The sequence below is a fragment of the Mycobacterium avium subsp. avium genome, from assembly GCF_009741445.1.
Classification (GTDB): domain Bacteria; phylum Actinomycetota; class Actinomycetes; order Mycobacteriales; family Mycobacteriaceae; genus Mycobacterium; species Mycobacterium avium.
On the sequence record NZ_CP046507.1, the window covers coordinates 4,435,406 to 4,454,644 of the forward strand.

15 protein-coding genes and 1 riboswitch are annotated in these 19,239 nt (G+C 69.8%); of the genes, 6 read left to right on the forward strand and 9 right to left on the reverse strand.

What is annotated here, in order from left to right; all coding sequences use genetic code 11:
* Window positions 1-41 precede the first annotated feature (41 nt).
* Window positions 42-1,058, reverse strand: coding sequence for a glycine oxidase ThiO (gene thiO / locus MAA44156_RS20825; RefSeq protein ID WP_009979402.1), 1,017 nt, complete (start codon window positions 1,056-1,058; stop codon window positions 42-44).
* Window positions 1,050-1,159: riboswitch (TPP riboswitch) on the reverse strand. (Overlaps the previous gene by 9 nt.)
* A gap of 39 nt (window positions 1,160-1,198) precedes the next feature.
* On the opposite strand from thiO, the gene thiE reads away from it, so the two are divergent.
* Complete coding sequence (gene thiE, locus MAA44156_RS20830; protein ID WP_009979403.1) at window positions 1,199-1,870, forward strand: thiamine phosphate synthase; 672 nt, start codon at window positions 1,199-1,201, stop codon at window positions 1,868-1,870.
* On the opposite strand, the gene MAA44156_RS20835 is transcribed toward thiE, so the two are convergent.
* Entirely contained in the window at window positions 1,842-2,483 is a 642-nt protein-coding gene (locus MAA44156_RS20835; protein ID WP_003879272.1) for an NUDIX hydrolase, read from the reverse strand. The two genes, thiE and MAA44156_RS20835, sit on opposite strands and share 29 nt — an antisense overlap.
* A 150-nt stretch (window positions 2,484-2,633) precedes the next feature.
* Here MAA44156_RS20835 and glnX point away from each other — a divergent pair, with 150 nt between their 5' ends.
* The 3 genes from glnX to MAA44156_RS20850 are packed head-to-tail and all read left to right on the forward strand — an operon-like array spanning window position 2,634 to window position 7,221.
* Complete coding sequence (gene glnX / locus MAA44156_RS20840; protein WP_003879271.1) at window positions 2,634-3,953, forward strand: protein kinase G-activating protein GlnX; 1,320 nt, start codon at window positions 2,634-2,636, stop codon at window positions 3,951-3,953.
* Window positions 3,950-4,930, forward strand: coding sequence for a glutamate ABC transporter substrate-binding protein (locus MAA44156_RS20845; RefSeq protein ID WP_003873816.1), 981 nt, complete (start codon window positions 3,950-3,952; stop codon window positions 4,928-4,930). Before glnX ends, MAA44156_RS20845 begins: the two co-directional genes overlap by 4 nt.
* Window positions 4,930-7,221 (forward strand): serine/threonine-protein kinase PknG, encoded by a 2,292-nt coding sequence (locus tag MAA44156_RS20850; protein ID WP_009979404.1) that lies wholly within the window; start codon window positions 4,930-4,932, stop codon window positions 7,219-7,221. Before MAA44156_RS20845 ends, MAA44156_RS20850 begins: the two co-directional genes overlap by 1 nt.
* Before the next feature lie 164 nt (window positions 7,222-7,385).
* Here MAA44156_RS20850 and MAA44156_RS20855 read toward each other — a convergent pair whose 3' ends face one another.
* The 4 genes from MAA44156_RS20855 to MAA44156_RS20870 are packed head-to-tail and all read right to left on the reverse strand — an operon-like array spanning window position 7,386 to window position 12,225.
* On the reverse strand, window positions 7,386-8,249 hold the full coding sequence (locus MAA44156_RS20855) for an endonuclease domain-containing protein (RefSeq protein WP_009979405.1): 864 nt from the start codon (window positions 8,247-8,249) through the stop codon (window positions 7,386-7,388).
* Window positions 8,250-8,309: 60 nt separating this feature from the next.
* Window positions 8,310-8,951, reverse strand: a complete 642-nt coding sequence (locus tag MAA44156_RS20860) for a TetR/AcrR family transcriptional regulator (protein ID WP_003879269.1) — start codon at window positions 8,949-8,951, stop codon at window positions 8,310-8,312.
* The gene (locus MAA44156_RS20865; RefSeq protein WP_023880562.1) at window positions 8,948-11,818 is read right to left on the reverse strand and encodes an MMPL/RND family transporter; all 2,871 of its coding nucleotides are present in this window, start codon (window positions 11,816-11,818) and stop codon (window positions 8,948-8,950) included. The genes MAA44156_RS20860 and MAA44156_RS20865 overlap by 4 nt, the downstream gene beginning before the upstream one ends.
* On the reverse strand, window positions 11,815-12,225 hold the full coding sequence (locus MAA44156_RS20870; protein WP_003873821.1) for an MmpS family transport accessory protein: 411 nt from the start codon (window positions 12,223-12,225) through the stop codon (window positions 11,815-11,817). Before MAA44156_RS20870 ends, MAA44156_RS20865 begins: the two co-directional genes overlap by 4 nt.
* A gap of 258 nt (window positions 12,226-12,483) precedes the next feature.
* Between MAA44156_RS20870 and MAA44156_RS20875 the strand changes: the two genes are divergently transcribed.
* Window positions 12,484-13,800: a DUF1800 domain-containing protein gene (locus tag MAA44156_RS20875; protein WP_009979407.1), complete on the forward strand. Its 1,317-nt coding sequence runs from the start codon at window positions 12,484-12,486 to the stop codon at window positions 13,798-13,800.
* A complete protein-coding gene (locus tag MAA44156_RS20880) occupies window positions 13,797-14,981 on the forward strand; it encodes a DUF1501 domain-containing protein (protein ID WP_009979411.1) in 1,185 nt (394 codons plus the stop codon). Before MAA44156_RS20875 ends, MAA44156_RS20880 begins: the two co-directional genes overlap by 4 nt.
* Here the strand turns inward: MAA44156_RS20880 and MAA44156_RS20885 are convergent.
* The 3 genes from MAA44156_RS20885 to fgd are packed head-to-tail and all read right to left on the reverse strand — an operon-like array spanning window position 14,970 to window position 19,213.
* Window positions 14,970-16,133 (reverse strand): acetate kinase, encoded by a 1,164-nt coding sequence (locus MAA44156_RS20885; protein ID WP_009979413.1) that lies wholly within the window; start codon window positions 16,131-16,133, stop codon window positions 14,970-14,972. The two genes, MAA44156_RS20880 and MAA44156_RS20885, sit on opposite strands and share 12 nt — an antisense overlap.
* Entirely contained in the window at window positions 16,123-18,210 is a 2,088-nt protein-coding gene (gene pta, locus MAA44156_RS20890; RefSeq protein ID WP_009979415.1) for a phosphate acetyltransferase, read from the reverse strand. Before pta ends, MAA44156_RS20885 begins: the two co-directional genes overlap by 11 nt.
* A complete protein-coding gene (gene fgd / locus MAA44156_RS20895) occupies window positions 18,203-19,213 on the reverse strand; it encodes a glucose-6-phosphate dehydrogenase (coenzyme-F420) (RefSeq protein ID WP_009979416.1) in 1,011 nt (336 codons plus the stop codon). Before fgd ends, pta begins: the two co-directional genes overlap by 8 nt.
* Window positions 19,214-19,239 lie beyond the last annotated feature (26 nt).

Sequence of the window (19,239 nt, forward strand, 5' to 3'; positions counted from 1 at the left end):
CTCCTCCTCATCGCTTCGCTGAAGCATCGTCGCCGGCGGGATCATCGGTGTGCTCCCACCGGGGCCAGTTCGGACACGATCTGTTCTGCCGTCCAGGGCGCCAACAGGAATCCCGACCGGCCGTGACCGGCGGCAACCAGGGTCCGCGCGTCCAGGCGGCCCACCAGCGGCAGATTGTCGGGCGTCATCGGGCGCAGCCCGGCGCCGCACTCGGCCAGCTCGTATTCGCCCAGCGCCGGCAGCACCGCGCAGGCGTCGTCGAGCAGGTCCCGCACGCCGGAGACCACCGGGGCGGTGTCTCGCCCGTGTTCGTACTGGGTGGCGCCGACCACCACCCCGTCCGCGCGTGGCACCAGGTACACCTGCCGGCCGTGCACGCGGGCCCGAATGACCCGCTGCGGCACCGGCATACAACCCTTTCGCCACCGCAGCCGCAGCACTTCGCCCTTCACCGGGCGCACCGGCAGGCCCGGCCACAACGCCGGCGCGTCGATGCCGTTGGCGATCACCACCGCGTCGGCGTCGGCCTCCGCCAGGTCGTGCAGCGGCGGCGCCCAGCGCACCCCGAGCCGCTCGCAGGCCGCGTCCAGCGCCTCGAGCACCGCGCGGTTGTCCACGGCCAGTTCGGTGGGCGCAGTGAAGCCGTGCCGGATGCCCTGCGCCAGCAGGGGCTCGACGTCGCGGGCCGCCGACTCCCAGACCACCGGATGTCCTTGTGCGGACAGCCAATCCGCGACGGTGCGCAGGTCGGCGACGTCGGCGCGGTCGACCGCCACCACCAGCGACTCGCGCGCGGTGACCAGCCGCCCCGGCAGCCCGTCGAGGAAACCGCCCTCCCGCCACAACCGCAGCGATTCCAGGCCCAGCCGCAACAGTCGCTCCTCGCCGGGCCAGCCTTCGCTGTGCGGGGCCAGCATGCCGCCGGCCACCCAGGAGGCGCCCCGCTCGCCGCTGCGGTGTACCCGCACCGACCACCCGGCCTGCGCGGCGCGGCGCGCCACCGCCAGCCCGATGACCCCGCCACCGACGACGGCCAGCGACCCGCAGTCCGAGGGCATTCGCGGCCTCCCTTCGCCGGCATGATCCGGATCAGGTGTGACGGTAAGGGCGGGCGCGCCCACTCTCAGACCCCGGTCCCGGGACTCCCGTGTCTAAAACGAGTTGTTCGGGTTCCACGCTAGCGCGCTAGCGTCGCGGTGTGCATCAACGTCTGGCAACTCTGGCCGCCGCGCGGCTCTACCTGTGCACCGACGCCCGCCGGGAGCGCGGCGATCTGGCCGAGTTCGCCGCCGCCGCCCTGGCCGGCGGCGTGGACGTCATCCAGCTGCGCGACAAGGGGTCGCCCGGGGAGCAGCGGTTCGGCCCGCTGGAGGCGCGCGACGAGCTGGCCGCCTGCGAGATCCTGGCCGACGCGGCCCGCCGGCACGGCGCCCTGTTCGCTGTCAACGACCGCGCCGACATCGCCCGCGCGGCCGGCGCCGACGTGCTGCACCTGGGGCAGGGTGACCTGCCGCTGGAGGTGGCGCGCGCATTCGTCGGGCCCGACGTGCTGCTCGGGCTGTCCAGCCACGACCGCGACCAGATGACCGCGGCGGCGGCGGGACCGGCCGACTACTTCTGCGTCGGGCCCTGCTGGCCCACGCCCACCAAACCGGGCCGCGCGGCGCCGGGCTTGGCGCTGGTGCGGGCGGCCGCCGAGCTGCGCACCGGCAAGCCGTGGTTCGCGATCGGCGGGATCGACGCGCAGCGGCTGCCCGAGGTGCTCGACGCCGGGGCCCGCCGGGTCGTGGTGGTGCGGGCGATCACCGCGGCGGACGACCCCGCCGCGGCGGCCCGGCGGCTCAGCTCGGCGCTGGCAGCAGCGCGCTGATCCGGCGGCACAGCTGCGCGGACGCCTCGTCGGTGTCGGCCGGGTCGCCGGGCATGCACCAGACGAAGACGCCGTCCTCCAGCTCGATGGTGCGGGGCAGGTACTGCCGGCGTTCGTCGCCGTGGCTCAGCGGCAGCCGGGCGGGCTCGGTGCGCAGCCGGTGCCAGCTGGCCGCGAAGCCGGGGTGCAGCGGCAGGTCGGCCACCTCGTCCTCGGCGACCCAGCGCATCTCGGCGCTTTCCCGGTTGGGCACGGTGTGCAGCAGTTCGTCGGCGTCCGCGATCACGGTGGTGTAGCTCCACCGGGTGCCGCCCACCCCGGCGACCTCGGCCGTCACCACGCTGGCGCGCACGGCGAGCCGGTCGACCAGCAGGCCGGCCTCCTCGTTCGCTTCGCGGACCGCGGTCTCCTCGGGTGTCTCGTGGCTGTCCCGGGCGCCGCCGGGCAGTCCCCAGGTGCCGCCCTGATGGCTCCACACCGCGCGGTGCTGCAGCAGCACGGCGGGCGTACCGTCGGGTTGCGGGGCGCGCAGCAGCAAACCGGCGGCGCCGTACCGACCCCAGTAGTGGGCGCCGCGCTCGGAGATCACCCACCCGTCACCGTCGCCGTGCACGAGTTCAGGATAGGCAGACTTAGTTCTTTGTTCCCTGGCACGTCGTCAATTGCTTCGCCTCCACCCATCCACCCGAACATGCTCTTAGACTTCGCTTATACAGGTCCGTGCAGCGAAATCCAGTGGCCGAGAGATGAGGGCTGATCAGACGTGACGGTTGAGCTGGCGCACCCGTCGACCGAGCCGCAGGGCTCGCGGTCACCGGCCGAACCAGCCCATCCCCGCTGGTGGTTCATCTCGACGACGCCCGGCCGCATCCTGACCATCGGCATCGTGCTGGCGGCGCTGGGCGGCCTGAGCGCGTTCGCCACCTCGACCACCATCAACCACCGCCAGCAGGTGCTCACCACGGTGCTCAACCACACCGAGCCGTTGTCGTTCGCGGCCGGGCGGCTGTACACCACGTTGTCGGTGGCCGACGCCGCCGCGGCCACCGCCTTCATCGCCGAGGCCGAGCCGCCGCCGGTGCGGCAGCGCTACGAGCAGGCCATCACCGACGCCGCGGTGGCGGTGACCCGGGCCTCCAGCGGGCTCACCGACGAGCCGATGGTGCAGCTGCTGGGCCGGATCAACGCCGAGCTGGCCGTCTACACCGGGCTGATCGAGACCGCCCGCACCAACAACCGGCAGGGCAACCCCGTCGGCTCGTCGTACCTGTCGGAGGCGTCGGGGCTGATGCAGTCGACGATCCTGCCCGACGCGGCCCGGCTGTACCAGGCCACCTCCAAGCGGGTGGACGAGGAGACCACGGCGTCCACCCAGATCCCGGCGCCGGTCATCATGGTGGTCGGCGCCACCGTGGTCTTCGGGGCGTTCGCCCATCGCTGGCTGGCCCGGCGCACGCGGCGGCGGATCAATCCGGGGCTGGTGGTGGGCGCGCTCGCTATTCTCGTCATGGTGGTGTGGGTCGGGACAGCGTTGACCATTTCTACGACGGCCAGCCGTAGCGCCAAGGACACTGCCGCCGAGTCGCTCAAGACCGTCACCAACGTCGCCATCACCGCGCAGCAGGCCCGCGCCGACGAGACGCTGTCGCTGATCCGCCGCGGCGACGAAGAGAAGCGCAAGCAGTCGTTCTACCAGCGCCTGGACTCGATGCACCGCCAGCTCGACGAGTACATGTCGCGCAGCGATGCGGTGGACAAGCCCGACCTGGAGGGTGCCGACCAGCTGCTGCTGCGCTGGCGCCAAGCCAACGACCGGATCACCTCCTACATCTCGGTGGGCAACTATCGGGCCGCCACCCAGGTCGCGCTGGGCAGCAGCGAGGAGGACTCCACCCCCGCGTTCGACAAGCTGCAGGATGAGCTGATGAAGGCGATGGACCAGGGCCGCATCCACCTGCGCAACGACGTCATCAACGCGCGCAGCGGGCTGTCCGGCGCCCAGGTCGGCGGCGTGGTGCTGTCGCTGGGCGCCGCCATCGCGGTGGCGCTGGGCCTGTGGCCGAGGCTGAAAGAGTACCGATGACGGCCGGGCTGCCCCTGCTGCGACGGGCGTGCACCGCGCTGGCCGCGGTGCTGGTCGCGGCGGGGTGCGGCCACACCGAGTCGCTGCGGGTGGCCAGCGTGCCGACGTTGCCGCCGCCCACCCCGGTCGGCATGGAGCAGCTGCCGCCGCAGCCGCCGCTGCCGCCCGACGGCCCGGACCAAAACTGCGACCTGACGGCCAGCCTGCGACCCTTCCCCACCAAGGCGGAGGCCGACGCCGCGGTGGCCGACATCCGCGCCCGCGGCCGGCTGATCGTCGGCCTCGACATCGGCAGCAACCTGTTCAGCTTCCGCGACCCGATCACCGGCGAGATCACCGGCTTCGACGTCGACATCGCCGGCGAGATCGCCCGCGACATCTTCGGCGCGCCCTCGCACGTCGAGTACCGGATCCTGTCGTCGGACGAGCGGGTCACCGCGCTGCAGCGCGGCGAGGTCGACGTCGTGGTCAAGACCATGACCATCACCTGCGACCGGCGCAAGCAGGTGAACTTCTCCACCGTGTACCTCGATGCCAACCAGCGCATCCTGGCCCCGCGCGACTCGCCGATCACCAAGGTCTCCGACCTGTCCGGCAAACGCGTCTGCGTGGCCAAGGGCACCACGTCGCTGCACCGGATCCGGCAGATCGATCCCCCGCCGATCGTGGTGTCGGTGGTCAACTGGGCCGATTGCCTGGTGGCCATGCAGCAGCGCGAGATCGACGCGGTCAGCACCGACGACTCGATCCTGGCCGGGCTGGTCGAAGAGGACCCGTACCTGCACATCGTCGGGCCGAACATGGCCACCCAGCCCTACGGCATCGGGATCAACCTGAACAACACCGGACTGGTGCGGTTCGTCAACGGAACGCTGGAGCGGATCCGCCGGGACGGCACCTGGAACACGTTGTACCGCAAGTGGTTGACCGTGCTGGGCCCCGCGCCGGCCCCGCCCACCCCGAGGTATCTGGACTGATGGCCGAGCCGGACAACAAGAGCGAGCAGCCGGAACCGGGGACCGAGCAGGTGGGCCCGGGCACCCAGCCGGCCGAGGTGGGCGACGACGCCCAGGGCGGCGCGGCAACGGGGCGGCTGCAGGCCACCCAGGCGCTGTTCCGGCCCGACTTCGACGATGACGACGACGACTTCCCGCACATCTCGCTGGGCGCCCTGGACACCGACAGCGCCGACCGCATGACGGTGGCGACGCGGGCGCTGCCGCCGGTCCGTCAGCTCGGCGGTGGGCTGGTCGAGATTCCGCGCGGCCGCGACATCGACCCGCGCGAGGCGTTGATGACCAACCCGGTGGTGCCGGAGTCCAAGCGCTTCTGCTGGAACTGCGGCAAACCGGTGGGGCGGTCCACCAAGAAGAGCAAGGGCACCTCCGAGGGCTGGTGCCCGCACTGCGGCAGCGCGTATTCGTTTCTGCCGCAACTGAATCCGGGCGACATCGTCGCCAACCAGTACGAGGTCAAGGGCTGCATCGCGCACGGCGGGCTGGGCTGGGTCTACCTGGCGGTGGACCACAACGTCAACGACCGGCCGGTGGTGCTCAAGGGCCTGGTGCACTCCGGTGACGCCGAGGCGCAGGCCATCGCGATGGCCGAACGGCAATTCCTCGCCGAGGTGGTGCACCCGCAGATCGTGCAGATCTTCAACTTCGTCGAGCATGTGGACCGGCACGGGAATCCGGTCGGCTACATCGTCATGGAGTACGTCGGCGGGCAGCCGCTGCGGCACGGCAAGGGCGAGAAGCTGCCGGTCTCCGAGGCCATCGCCTACGTGCTGGAGATCCTGCCGGCGCTGGGCTATTTGCATTCGATAGGCCTGGTCTACAACGACCTCAAGCCGGAGAACATCATGCTCACCGAGGAGCAGCTCAAGCTGATCGACCTGGGCGCGGTGTCGCGGATCAACTCGTTCGGATACCTTTACGGCACACCGGGTTTCCAGGCGCCGGAGATCGTGCGGACCGGCCCGACGGTGGCCACCGACATCTACACGGTGGGGCGCACGCTGGCCGCGCTCACGCTGAACCTGCCCACCCGCAACGGCCGCTACGTCGACGGCATCCCCGACAACGACCCGGTGCTGGGCACCTACGACTCCTTCCGCCGGTTGCTGCGCCGCGCCACCGACCCCGACCCGCGGCGCCGGTTCTCCAGCACCGAGGAGATGTCGGCCCAGCTGATGGGGGTGCTGCGCGAGGTGGTCGCGCACGACACCGGGGTGCCGCGGCCCGGCCTGTCGACCATCTTCTCGCCCAGCCGCTCGACGTTCGGGGTGGACCTGCTGGTCGCGCACACCGACGTGTACCTGGACGGCCAGGTGCATTCGGAGAAGCTGACCGCCCGCGAGATCGTGACCGCGCTGCAGGTGCCGCTGGTCGATCCGGCCGACGTCGCCGCCCCGGTGCTGCAGGCGACGGTGTTGTCGCAGCCGGTGCAGACGCTGGACTCGCTGCGCGCGGCCCGGCACGGGACGCTGGACGCCGACGGGGTCGAGCTGTCCGAGTCGATCGAGCTGCCGCTGATGGAGGTGCGCGCGCTGCTGGACCTCGGCGACGTGGCCAAGGCCACCCGCAAGCTCGACGACCTGGCCGAGCGGGTCGGCTGGCAGTGGCGGCTGGTCTGGTACAAGGCGGTGGCCGAGCTGCTGACCGGCGACTACGATTCGGCCACAACGCATTTCACCGAGGTGCTGGACACCTTCCCGGGCGAGCTGGCGCCCAAGTTGGCGTTGGCCGCGACCGCCGAGCTGGCCGGCGATGTCGACGAGCATCGGTTCTACGAGACGGTGTGGAAGACCAACGACGGCGTGATCTCGGCGGCCTTCGGGTTGGCCAGAACCCTGTCCGCCGAGGGTGATCGGGCCGCCGCGGTGCGCACCCTCGACGAGGTGCCGGCCACCTCGCGGCACTTCACCACCGCGCGGCTGACCAGTGCGGTGACGCTGTTGTCCGGGCGGTCCAAGAGCGAGATCACCGAAGAGGAAATCCGGGACGCGGCCCGGCGGGTGGAGGCGCTGCCGCCGACCGAGCCGCGGGTGTTGCAGATCCGCGCCCTGGTGCTCGGCTGCGCGATGGACTGGCTGGAGGACAACAAGGCCAGCACCAACCACATCCTCGGCTTCCCGTTCACCGAGCACGGGCTGCGGCTGGGCGTCGAAGCGGCGCTGCGCAACCTGGCCCGCGTCGCCCCCACCCAGCGGCACCGCTACGCGCTGGTGGACATGGCCAACAAGGTGCGGCCCACCAGCACGTTCTGAGTCGTCCGGGCGCCTCGGCGTCCCGGCGCCTCGGCCCGAGTGTGCACCCTGGGCGTCGAGTGTGTACACAGGGCGGCGACACGCCGACGATCCGCGCCCTGGTGCAACACCGAAAGCCGCAGCGCAACACCGAAAGCCGTACCGCAACACCGAAAGCCGACACCTCACACTGAAAGCCGAGGCGCAACACCAGATTTCGCCAGTGCCGCGCGGACGCGGCGGACGATGTCCGCCGGCCGGTCCTCTGCGACCACCCGGACGATGACCCAGCCCAGCTGCTCGAGCATCTCCAGCCGGCGAATGTCTTTGACGTACTGGCGCCGGTCGGTGCGATGGTGGTCGCCGTCGTATTCGACGGCGACCATCCACTCGGGCCAGCCCATGTCCAGGTACGCGACGGGCAGGCCGTCGGCGCCCGGCACCGGGACCTGGGTCTGCGGCCGAGGCAGACCCGCGTCGATGAGCAGCAGCCGCAGGTAGCTCTCCCGCGGTGACTGCGCACCGGGGTCGACGAGGCCCAGCGCCGCCTCCAGGCGCCGTAGCCCGGGCGAGCGCGGGTGCGCCCCGGCCACCCGCAACACGTCGTCGGCCTTGAAACCCGTTGCGCGCGCCAGCGAGTCGAGCCGGACCACAGCCGAGCGGACGGCACCCCGTCGCCCGATGTCGAAGGCGGTTCGCTCCGGTGTGGTGACGGCGAGCCCGTCGCAGATCTGCGTTTCGCCGGGGCACAGGCCGTCGCGCCGGATCAGCACCCCGTCGGGGGCACGAGTGTTGTGGTGGATCAACTCGATCGGGACAGCATCGGGGATCCACGCGGCGCCGTGCACCGCCGCCGCGGCCGCGCCGGCGATGACCGCCGTCCGCCCCGACCACAGCCACGCCGCGCGGATGCGAAGCGGCAGCGTCGGCTCGACCTGCGCGGGCAGGTAGACATTCGGGAACACCGGACGGTAGGCCACCCGCAGCCGGTGACGGTTCAGCCGCCCGGACGCCAGTTCCTCGCTGCCGACGACCGGCGCCTCCCCCATACGAGAAACCCTGGCACGCCGGCGGCGACCGCGACCGCGGCTGTGCACAGGCCCCGATAGCTATTCGGGTGCCGCCCGCACGGCGGGCAGGATCAGGGTGTCGATGACCCGCCGCACGAACTTGCCGTCGACGCGCTGCCCGCTGATGGCGCGCAACAGGCCCATCGCGGTCAACACGTCGGCGACCAACGACCAGTCGCGGTTCGGGTCGATTTCCCCGCGGTCGGCGGCCTGCGCCAGAACGGCCGACAGCACCCGCCGGCCCTTGAACAGGATCAGGTCGTTCAGCGCGGTGGCGAGCTCGGGATCGTGCGCGGCCTCCAAGGCGACCCGCAGCACGAGGTCGTTGGAGATCAACGCGTTGTCGTTGCGCTTGGCGCGCTTGACGATCGCGTCGAGGTCGCCGGCCAGGCTCCCGGTGTCGGGCGCGTCGTCGTTGAGGAGCTCGGGCCGCCAGTAGATCAGGGCGTCGGTCATCAACGCGGCCTTCGACGACCACCGCCGGTAGATCGCGGCCTTGCCGACGCCGGCCCGCGCGGCGATGTCGTTCATGTTCGTCGCGTCATAGCCGTGTTCGGCCAGCGCCGCCAACGCGGCATCGAGGATCGCGGGGTCGCGCGAGCGATCGAGTCGCCCCTCGGTGCGCTGGCGAAGCTTGGATTCCGGCTCCATCTGCGATTGCGGCTGCCCCACGCAGTTCACCTTAGAGCCGGCTGCCGGATCGGCGCCGTGTGTGCCTCCTCGTCGTGGTGTGTGCGTCGGGTCATGCGGATGGTGTTGATCGGCCACCAGAACCAGTGCCCGAGCGCGGCGGCGATCGACGGCGTCATGAAGGACCGCACGATCAGGGTGTCGACGAGCAGGCCCAGCGCGATGGTGGTGCCGAGCTCGCCGATCACCCGCAGCTGGCTGACGATCATCGACGCCATGGTGAAGGCGAACACCAGCCCGGCGGCGGTGACGACCCGGCCCGAGGCGCCCATGCCGCGGATGATGCCGGTGTTGAGGCCCGCGGGGATCTCCTCCTTGAGTCGCGACACCAGCAGCAGGTTGTAGTCCGATCCCACCGCCAGCAGGATCACGATGGACAGCGGCAGCACGATCCATTGCACGCCGAGCCCGATGAGGTCCTGCCACATCAGCACCGACAGGCCGCAGGCGGTGCCCAGCGAGGCGGCGACGGTGCCGACGATGACCAACGCCGCGACCACACTGCGGGTGATGATCAACATGATCGTGAAAATCAGGATGAGACAGGAGATTCCGGCAACCAGGAGGTCGATGATGACGCCTTCTTGCATGTCGGAGTACATCGACGCGGTCCCGGCCAGGTACACCTTGGAGCTCTCCAGCGGGGTGCCCTTGATGGCGTCGGCGACCGCGTCCTTGACACCGGCGACGTGCTTGATTCCCTCGACCGAGGCCGGATCGCCCTGGTGGGTGATGATGAACCGCACCGCGGTGCCGTCGGGTGAGACGAACATCTTCAGCCCGCGTTTGAAGTCGGGGTTTTTGAAGACTTCCGGCGGCAGGTAGAACGAGTCGTCGTTCTTGGCCTCGTCGAAGTATTGCCCCATCAACGTCGAGCCCTCGGCGGCCTCCTGCTGGTGGGCCTGGATGCCGGCCATCGTGGAATGGGTGGACAGCATGAAGTCGCGCATCGTCTTCATCGAGTCGATGGTTTTCGGGAAATCGGCCAGCAGTTGCGGCATCAACCGATCCATGTGATCGAGATCGATGGTGAGCCCAGATATCTGGTCGGAGAGCTCGTCGATGCCGTCCAGCGCGTCGAACAGCGAGCGCATCGACCAGCAGACCGGGATGTCGAAACAGTGTTTCTCCCAGTAGAAGTAGCTTCTGATGGGCCGGAAGAAGTCGTCGAAATCGGCGATGCGGTCCCGTAATTCATTGGTGGTGTCCACCATCTCGTGGGTGCGGCCGACCATGCTGTGCGTGGTGGCGGTGAGTTCCTTCATGACGCCGTACATGTGCTCCATCACGGCGATCGTCTTGTCCAGCTCGTCGGCCTGCTCGAGCATGTTCGCCATGGTGTCGTTCATGAACTTGGCCGTCTGCAGCGTGCCCGAGTTCTGCATGGCGATCTGGAACGGGATCGAGCTGTGCTCGATCGGCGCCCCCAGCGGCCGGGTGATGGTCTGGACCCGCTCGATGCCGCGAAGATGAAAGACGCTCTTGGCGATTCGGTCGACGACGAGCATATCGGCCGGGTCGCGCAGATCGTGGTCGGCCTCCACCATCAGCAACTCCGGGTTCATCCGGGCCTGGGAGAAGTGCCGTTCGGCGGCCGTCATCGCGGCGTTGGCGGGCATGTCCTTCGGCGTGAATTTCTGGTCGTCGTAGTTCGGCACGTACGTCAGCAGGCTGATGAACCCGATCACCGCGATCGCCGCGGTCACCACGATGATCGGCTTGGGCCAGCGCACCACGGCGGTGCCCACCTTGCGCCAGCCCCGCACGTCGATCGCGCGTTTGGGATCGAACAGGCCGAACCGCGAGCCGACCGCCAGGATCGCCGGCGCCAGGGTCAGCGCCGCCAACACGATGACCACCATCGCTATCGCACAGGGCAACCCCATGGTCTGGAAATACGGCAACCGGGCCGCCGTCAGGCACAGGCAGGCGCCCGCGATGGTCAGGCCCGAGCCCAGGATGACGTGCGAGACACCGTGATAGGCGGTGTAGAAGGCCTCCTCCCTGCCCTGGCCGAAGGAGCGCGCTTCGTGATAGCGGCCGAGCAGGAAGATGACGTAGTCGGTTCCCGCGGCGATGCTGAGCATGGTGATCATGCTGACCGCGTAGGGCGTCAGGCCGATGATGTTGAGATTGCCGGCCGTCGCCGTAATGCCCTGGGCCGCAAAGAGTTCTATGCCAATGATCACCAGGCTCAGCACGGTGGTGACGATCGACCTGTACACCACCAGCAGCATCACGAAGATGACCACGATCGAGACCAGCGCCATCGTCGCCATGCTCTTATGGCCGACGATGCTGGTGTCGGCGTTCAGCACGGTGTTGCCGGCCACGTACGCCTTGACGCCGGGCGGTGCGGGTGTGCTGTCGACGATCTTGCGCACCGCGGCGACCGACTCGTAGCTGGGCGTGGTTCCCTGGGCGCCGTTGAGGAAGACCTGCACGTAGGCGGACTTGCCGTCCGGGCTCTGCGAGCCGGCGGCGGTCAGCGGATCACTCCAGAAGTCCTGGATGTTCTGGACGTGCTGATGGTCGTCCCGCAGCTTGCGCACGATGCGGTCGTAAAACTCGTGCGCGCTGTCGCCGAGTTTGTCCTTCCCCTCCAGGACCACCATCGCCGTGGAATCGGTGTGGAACTCGTTGAACTTGTCGCCGATGTGCATCATCGACTTGAACGCCGGCGCGTCCCGCGGGGTCATCGGCACCGAGTGCTGGGACGCGACGTCGTCGAGCGACGGCGACAGCACCCCCAGGGCGACCGCGACGAACACCCAGCCCAGGAGGGTGATCGGCAGCGACAGCACGCGAATGAGCCTGGGAATGACCGGGAGTCGGGACTGCGCATGCGGGTTACTCATACGGATTTCACCAAGCAGTAGATGAACGGTTGGTAGTCGTTGGTGTTGCGGTCGTCGCGGACCTGGTCGTCGACGATGACCCGGCACCGCAGCGCATGCACCTGCTCGCTGGCCTGGGCGACGATGTTGGCCGACATCGACGGCAACGTGGTCACGATGGTGAACGACCACGGCAACGGCGCCGATTCGACCAGGTGCGGCTGGCCGTTCTCGTCCAGATAGTTCGCGTTCACCGTGCCGGCCGGGGCGCCGGTGATCTCGTACGTGATGTGCTTGGGGTGGAACGGCTTGGTGTTGTCGCCGGCGCCCTCCCCGCTCGTCACACCGCCGTGGGTGCCGAACGTGTCGCGGATACGGACCACCGCGTAGGCGCCCAGCGAAATCACGACCACCAGCAGCAGGGGCATCCACGCCCTACGCAAGATGCGCAAAATCCGCTGCCTCCCTTCATTTTTCGCGCAGCGAGACAAGCGCCGCCGACTAGCGCGCAACGCCCGCGAAGCCCAACCCTAAACGGAACTCCGGTTCCGTGAACCGGCCCTCGGTCACTGTACAGCACGCGAACGGCGGCCGCGCGGCAGCGTCGGATCGCGCCGCCCGTGAGGCCTCAAGAAAATCGCAAGAACCCTCAGCGAATTTTCAGCTGCACACCGCACAGTTATTCCATGGCGGGGCAGTCCACCCTGTGGGTCGGCACGGCGCGCATGCTGCGCCGGGCCGGTTTCGGCGTGACCGGCCCCGAGGTCGACGCCGCCGTCGCCCGCGGCTGGCCCGGCCACCTGGACGCGATGCTGGCCGCCGATCCCGACGCCGACCCCGGCGCGCTGGCCACCCCGATGCCCGCCCTGCCGGCGCCCCAGCCGCCCGGCAAACGCGCCACCCCCGCGGCCCGCAAGCAGTACAACCAGCAGCTCACCGAACAGCAGGGCGTGCTGTCGGATTGGTGGATCCGCCGCATGGTCGTCGTGCGCCAACCGTTCCACGAGAAGCTGACCTTGTTGTGGCACAACCACTTTGCCACCTCGGCGCAGAAGGTGCGGGTGGCGGCGCAGATGGCCGCGCAGAACCAGAAGCTGCGCACGCTGTCGCTGGGCGATTTCGGCACCCTGGCCTACGCCATGCTGACCGACGCCGCCATGCTGCGCTGGCTGGACGGGCAGACCAGCACCGCCAAGGCGCCCAACGAAAACCTGGCCCGCGAATTCATGGAGCTGTTCGCGCTGGGCCACGGCAACGGCTATACCGAGAGCGACGTCCGCAACGGGGCACGCGCCCTGACCGGCTGGGTCATCGGCGCCGGCGGCGCGACGTCGGTGCTGCCCAAACGCCATGACGCGACGGCCAAGACGCTGTTCGGCCGCAGCGCGAACTTCGATGCCGCCGGGTTCTGCGACGCGGTGCTCGCCCAGCCGAAATCGGCCGGGTACGTGGCGGGGCGGCTGTGGCAGCAGTTGGCCGGCGACGACCCGCCGTCGCCGCCCGCGCTCGACCGGCTGGTCGCCGCCTACGGCCCCGGCCGCGACCTGCGCGCCCTGACCCGGGCCATCCTCACCGACCCGGAGTTCACCGGCGCCCAGGCCAGCATGGTCAACACCCCGATCGAATGGCTGATCGGCGTGATCCGCTCGCTGCGGGTGCCCGTCGATGATCCCAAGCGACTCAAGATGATCGACGCGACGTTGCGCACGCTGGGGCAGCGGCCGTTCTATCCGCCCAGCGTCGGCGGCTGGCCCAGCGGGCAGGTCTGGCTGTCCACCGCCAGCGCCGGGGCCCGGCTGCGCGCCGCGACCGAGCTGGCGCACGCCGGCGACCTGTCCGGCATCGAGAACACCCCGCCCACCGACCGCATCGACGCGGTCGGCTACCTGATCGGCGTCGGCGCCTGGTCCGACCGCACCGCCCGCGCGCTGCAACCCCTGGTGGGCCAACCGCCCCGGCTGGTCGCCGCGGCCGTCAACACCCCGGAGTACCTGACGTCATGACCGAGATGAACCGTCGCAGATTCCTGATCGCCAGCGCGGGCGTGTCGGCGGCCGGGCTGCTGTCGTCGGCGGTGGCGGTCGGTTGGCCCGACCTGATGCGCGCGGCCCGGGACCGGCCGCTGGCACCGGGCGCCGGCGTGCTGGTGATCGTCACCCTCTACGGCGGCAACGACGGCATCAACACGCTGATCCCGTACGCGGACAACGCCTATCACGACGCCCGGCCCGAACTCGCCTACGCCCCGCAAGACGTCCTGCACCTGGATCAGCAGCTGGGGCTCAACCCGGCGCTCAAGGGCCTGGCCGGGCTGTGGAACCAGCGGAAGCTGGCCGTCGTGCGCGGCGCGGGCTACCCGAAACCCGACCACAGTCACTTCCGCTCCATGGACATCTGGCAGACCGCGTCGCCGGACGAGCCGGTGTCGACGGGCTGGATCGGCCGCTGGCTCGACGCCACCGGCGACGACCCGTTGCGCGCGGTCAACATCGGGGCGGTGCTGCCGCCGCTGGCGGTCGGCGCCAAGTGCACGGCCGCGGCGCTGAGCCCGGGCGGCGGCGCCGGCAAGGCCGGGCAGTTCGACGCCGTGATGACCGCGCTGGGCGACGACGCCCCCGACGACACCCCGGCGATGGCCGCGGTGTGCAAGGCCTACCGCGCCGCGCGCACCGCCGACGCCACCTTCGCCTCGGTGAAACCGCCTGCCAAACAGAATAATTCGCTGGCAGCCCAGCTGGACGTGGTCGCCCAGGCCGTCAAGGCCCGGGTGCCGGCCCGCGTCTACACCGTGCAACTGGGCGGTTTCGACACCCACGCCGGGGAACGCGGCACCCAGCAGCGGCTGCTGCAGACCTTCGACGAGGCGGTCACCGGATTCGTCGCGCAGATGGCCGGGCGCAACGTGGTGCTGATGGCGTATTCGGAGTTCGGGCGGCGGGTGCGGGCCAACGCCTCACAGGGCACCGACCACGGCACGGCCGGCCCGGTGTTCATCGCGGGCGCACCGGTCAACGGCGGATTCTACGGCGAGCAACCCAGCCTCACCGACCTCGACAACGGAGACCTGAAGTACACCACCGATTTTCGCGACATCTACCACGAGCTGCTGGCACGCACCGTCGGCACCGATCCCGCGCCCTCGGTCGGCGCCGGCCGCCGCGACCTCGGCTTCCTATCCGCCTAGCACCCGCACGCAGTCACGGGCGATGGCCAGCTCTTCGTTGGTGGGGACCACCAGCACCGTGATCGGCGAGTCGTCGGCCGAGATCTGGCGTCCCCCTTTGCTCCCGGCCAGGTTGCGGCGCTCGTCGAGCACGATGCCCAGCTCCTCCATGCCGGACACCGCGTCGCGGCGCACCGCGGCGTCGTTCTCACCGATGCCGGCGGTGAAGCTGATGACGTCGGTGTGGCCCAGCACCGCCAGGTAGGCACCGATGTACTTGCGCAGCCGGTGCGTGAACACGCTGTAGGCCAATTGCGCTGCGCCGTCCCCGGATTCGATGAGTTCGCGCAGCCGGCGGAAGTCCCGCACGCCGGACAGCCCCACCACCCCCGAGCGGTGGTTGAGCATCGACTCGACGTCGTCCACCCCCATCCCGGCCGTGTGGCACAGATAGCTGACGATGCTGGGATCGATGTCACCGCTGCGGGTTCCCATCACCAGTCCCTCCAGCGGCGTCAACCCCATCGAGGTATCGAGAGGCCGGGTGCCGGCGATCGCCGACGCCGAGCAGCCGTTGCCCAGGTGCAGCACGATCTGTTTCAGGCCGCGCAGCGGCCGATCCAAGAAGGCCGCGGCCTGCTCGCTGACGTAGCGGTGCGAGGTGCCGTGGAACCCGTACCGGCGGATCTGCCAGCGATCGGCCAATTCGCGGTCGATGGCGTAGGTCGCCGCCGCGGGCGGCAGGTCGTGGAAGAACCCGGTGTCGAAGACGGCCACATGCGCGATGCCGGGCAGCAGCCGGCGGGCCACTTCGATTCCCTGGAGCGCCGGCGGATTGTGCAGCGGGGCCAACTCCGACAGCTCGTGCAGCCGGGCGATCACCGCGTCGTCCAGCACGGTGGGCTGGTAGAAGGTGTTGCCGCCGTGCACCACCCGATGACCCACCGCGACCAGCCCGGCGGTGTTCAGGTCGACGCCGTCGCCGGCCAGCATGTCGAACGCCCGGCGCAGCGCGGCGTCGTGGTCGGGGACCGGCGAGGATTCCTCGCCGATGCGTTCCACGATGCCCGTCGAGGCGGCCACCCCGGACTCGGGATCGACCAGCTGGAACTTCAGCGACGACGAGCCGGAGTTGATCACCAGCACCCGGCGCGCGCCGTCACTACCGTCCACCGGGCAGCCCCTGCGCCTGAATCGCGGTGATGGCAATCGTGTTCACGATGTCTTCGACCAGCGCACCCCGCGACAGGTCGTTGACCGGCTTGCGCAGGCCCTGCAGCACGGGCCCGATGGCCAGCGCGCCGGCGCTGCGCTGCACCGCCTTGTAGGTGTTGTTGCCGGTGTTGAGGTCGGGAAAGATCAACACGGTGGCCCGACCGGCCACCGGCGAATCCCGCAGCTTGGTGGCGGCGACCGACGGTTCGATGGCGGCGTCGTACTGGATGGGGCCCTCGACCGGCAGGTCGGGGTTGCGCTGCCGCACCAATTGCGTTGCAGTTCTCACCTTTTCGACGTCGGCTCCGGTGCCGGAGTCACCCGTCGAGTAGGACAGCATGGCCACCCGCGGTTCGATGCCGAACTGGGCGGCGGTGCGCGCCGAGGAGATCGCGATGTCGGCCAGCTGCTCCGGTGTCGGGTTGGGGATGATCGCGCAGTCGCCGTAGGCCAGCACCCGGTCGGGCAGACACATCAGGAAGATGCTGGACACGGTGGAGACGTCCGGCACCGTCTTGATGATCTCGAAGGCCGGGCGCACGGTGTGCGCGGTGGTGTGGGCGGCGCCGGACACCATGCCGTCGACCTGGGAGGTGTACACCAGCATGGTGCCGAAGTACGTTGCGTCGCGCATGATTTCGCGGGCTTGCTCGACGGTGACGCCCTTGGCCTTGCGCAGCTGCGCGTACTGCTGCGCGAACTCGGGCCGCAGCGCGCTGGTGCGCGGGTCGATGACCTTAACGTCGCTCAGGTCCACCCCGAGTTCTCCCGAGCGCTGCCGGATCCGGGCCTCGTCGCCCAGGATGGTCAGGTCGGCGACGCGGCGCTGCAGCACCCTGCCGGCGGCGCGCAGGATGCGGTCGTCGTCGCCCTCGGGCAGCACGATGTGCTTGCGGTCGGCGCGCGCCTGCAGGGTCAGCTGATGGATGAACATCTGCGGCGTGGTCACGGTGGGAATCGGAATGGCAAGCTGTTCAAGCAGATCCGCGATGTCGACGTGCCGGTCCATCAGCTCCAGCGCGGTGTCGATCTTGCGCTGTGAGGTGGCCGTCACCCTGCCGCGGGCCGCGGCCGCCGCGCTGGCGGTGTCGTAGGTGCCCAGCGCGGTGGCGACGATGGGCAGCCGCAGCCGCAGCCCGGCCACCAGCGCCGCGATGGACGGATGCAGCGCGAACCCGCCGTTGAGCACGATGCACGACAGCGACGGAAAGCCTTCGGCGGCATGGGCGCTGGCCACGGCGAGCACCACGTCGGAGCGGTCGCCGGGGGTGATCACGGCCATGCCGTCCGCGAGGCGCTCCAGCACGTGGTCGGCGGTCATCCCGGCGACCAGGATGCCGGTGACCTCGCGCTCGCGCAGCGACTCCTCGCCGCTGACCGGCGAACCGGCGACCGCCTTTTCCAGTTCGGCCACCGTCGGCGCCGACAGCAGCGGCTCGTCGGGCAGCACGTAGCAGCGCTGGGGAAAGCCGCGCAACGCTTCGGCCACCGCGTCCAGCTCGGCCGGCTCGCACCGGTTGGCCACCACCGCCGCGGTGTGCGCGTGCTGGGCGTCCAGCTCGGCCAGGCAGACCTGCACGACGGTGGCGACCTCGGCGGCGGTGCGCCCCTTGCCGCTGACCGTCAGCAGGATCGGCGCACCGAGGTTGACCGCGATCCGGGCGTTGGTGGACAGCTCCGCGGGCCGGATCGCCTGTCCCAGTTCGGAATAGTCGCTGCCGACGATGACCACCACGTCGCACAGCTCGGCCATCGCGTGGTAGGCGTCGACGATCGTGGCGATCGCCGCGTCGCCGTCGGCGTGCAGCTGTTGGTAGGTGACGCCGACGCACTGCTGGTAGGACAGCCCCGCGGTGGTGCGCGACAGCAGCAGCTCCAAGATGTAGTCGCGGTCCTGCCCCTCACGCGTAATCGGCCTAAACACACCGACTTTGGCGACCGTGGCGGTCAGCCGGTGCAGCAGGCCCAGCGCGACGGTGGACTTGCCGGTCTCCGGTTCGGGAGCGGCAACGTAGATCGCCGAAATGTCAGCCAAGTCGCCGAAGCCTGGGCGCCAGGTCCTTTTCGAAGAGCTCCAGGAACCGGCGCTGGTCGTGGCCGGGCGCGTGGAACACCAGGTGGTTGAGGCCCCAGTCGACGTAGTCCTTGACCTTGGCCACCGCCTCGTCGGGGTCCGAGGCCACGATCCAGCGCTTGGCCACCTGCTCGATGGGCAGCGCGTCGGCCGCCTTCTCCATTTCGATCGGGTCGTCGATGCTGTGCTTCTGCTCGGCGGTCAGCGACAGCGGCGCCCAGAACCGGGTGTTCTCCAGCGCCAGTTCCGGGTCGGGGTCGTAGGAGATCTTGATCTCGATCATCTTGTCGATGTCGTCGACATTGCGGTCGTTGATCGCCGCGCCCTCCATGACCGCGGGGATCAGCTTGTCCTTGTACAGCTCCTCGCCCTTGCCGGAGGTGCAGACGAAGCCGTCGCCGGCCCGGCCGGCGTATTTGGCCACCGCGGGGCCGCCGGCGGCGATGTAGATCGGGACGCCGCCGTCGGGCACGTCGTAGATCGAGGCGCCCTTGAGTCGGTAGTACTCGCCGTCGAAGTCGACGCGGTCGCCGCGCCACAGCTCGCGCATCAGCCGCACCGATTCGCGCAGCCGGGCGAAGCGCTCCTTGAACTCCGGCCACTCGCCCTGGTATCCGGTGGCGATCTCGTTCAGCGCCTCGCCGGTGCCCACCCCGAGGAAGATCCGGCCCGGGTACAGGCAGGCCATGGTGGCGAAGGCCTGCGCGACGACGGCCGGGTTGTAGCGGAAGGTCGGCGTGAGCACCGAGGTGCCCAGTGTGATCCGCGTGGTGCGTTCCCCGACGGCGGTCATCCAGGCCAGCGAGAACGGGGCGTGGCCGCCCTCGTGTCGCCACGGCTGGAAGTGGTCGCTGACGGTGGCGCTGTCCATGCCGTGGGCTTCGGCGGCGACGGCGAGTTCGACCAGCTCGCGGGGTGCAAATTGTTCGGCGGACGCTTTGTATCCGAGTTTGAGTTCAGCCACGGGTCATTTCTACTCCTCCGCTTACA

Coding starts and splice junctions, on each gene's coding strand:
- MAA44156_RS20845 (WP_003873816.1), top strand. CDS start 3,950: ATGACGGCCGGGCTGCCCCTGCTGCGACGGGCGTGCACCGCGCTGGCC.
- thiO (WP_009979402.1), bottom strand. CDS start 1,058: ATGCCCTCGGACTGCGGGTCGCTGGCCGTCGTCGGTGGCGGGGTCATC.
- MAA44156_RS20865 (WP_023880562.1), bottom strand. CDS start 11,818: ATGAGTAACCCGCATGCGCAGTCCCGACTCCCGGTCATTCCCAGGCTC.
- MAA44156_RS20850 (WP_009979404.1), top strand. CDS start 4,930: ATGGCCGAGCCGGACAACAAGAGCGAGCAGCCGGAACCGGGGACCGAG.
- MAA44156_RS20875 (WP_009979407.1), top strand. CDS start 12,484: ATGGCGGGGCAGTCCACCCTGTGGGTCGGCACGGCGCGCATGCTGCGC.
- MAA44156_RS20880 (WP_009979411.1), top strand. CDS start 13,797: ATGACCGAGATGAACCGTCGCAGATTCCTGATCGCCAGCGCGGGCGTG.
- MAA44156_RS20870 (WP_003873821.1), bottom strand. CDS start 12,225: ATGCCCCTGCTGCTGGTGGTCGTGATTTCGCTGGGCGCCTACGCGGTG.
- MAA44156_RS20855 (WP_009979405.1), bottom strand. CDS start 8,249: ATGGGGGAGGCGCCGGTCGTCGGCAGCGAGGAACTGGCGTCCGGGCGG.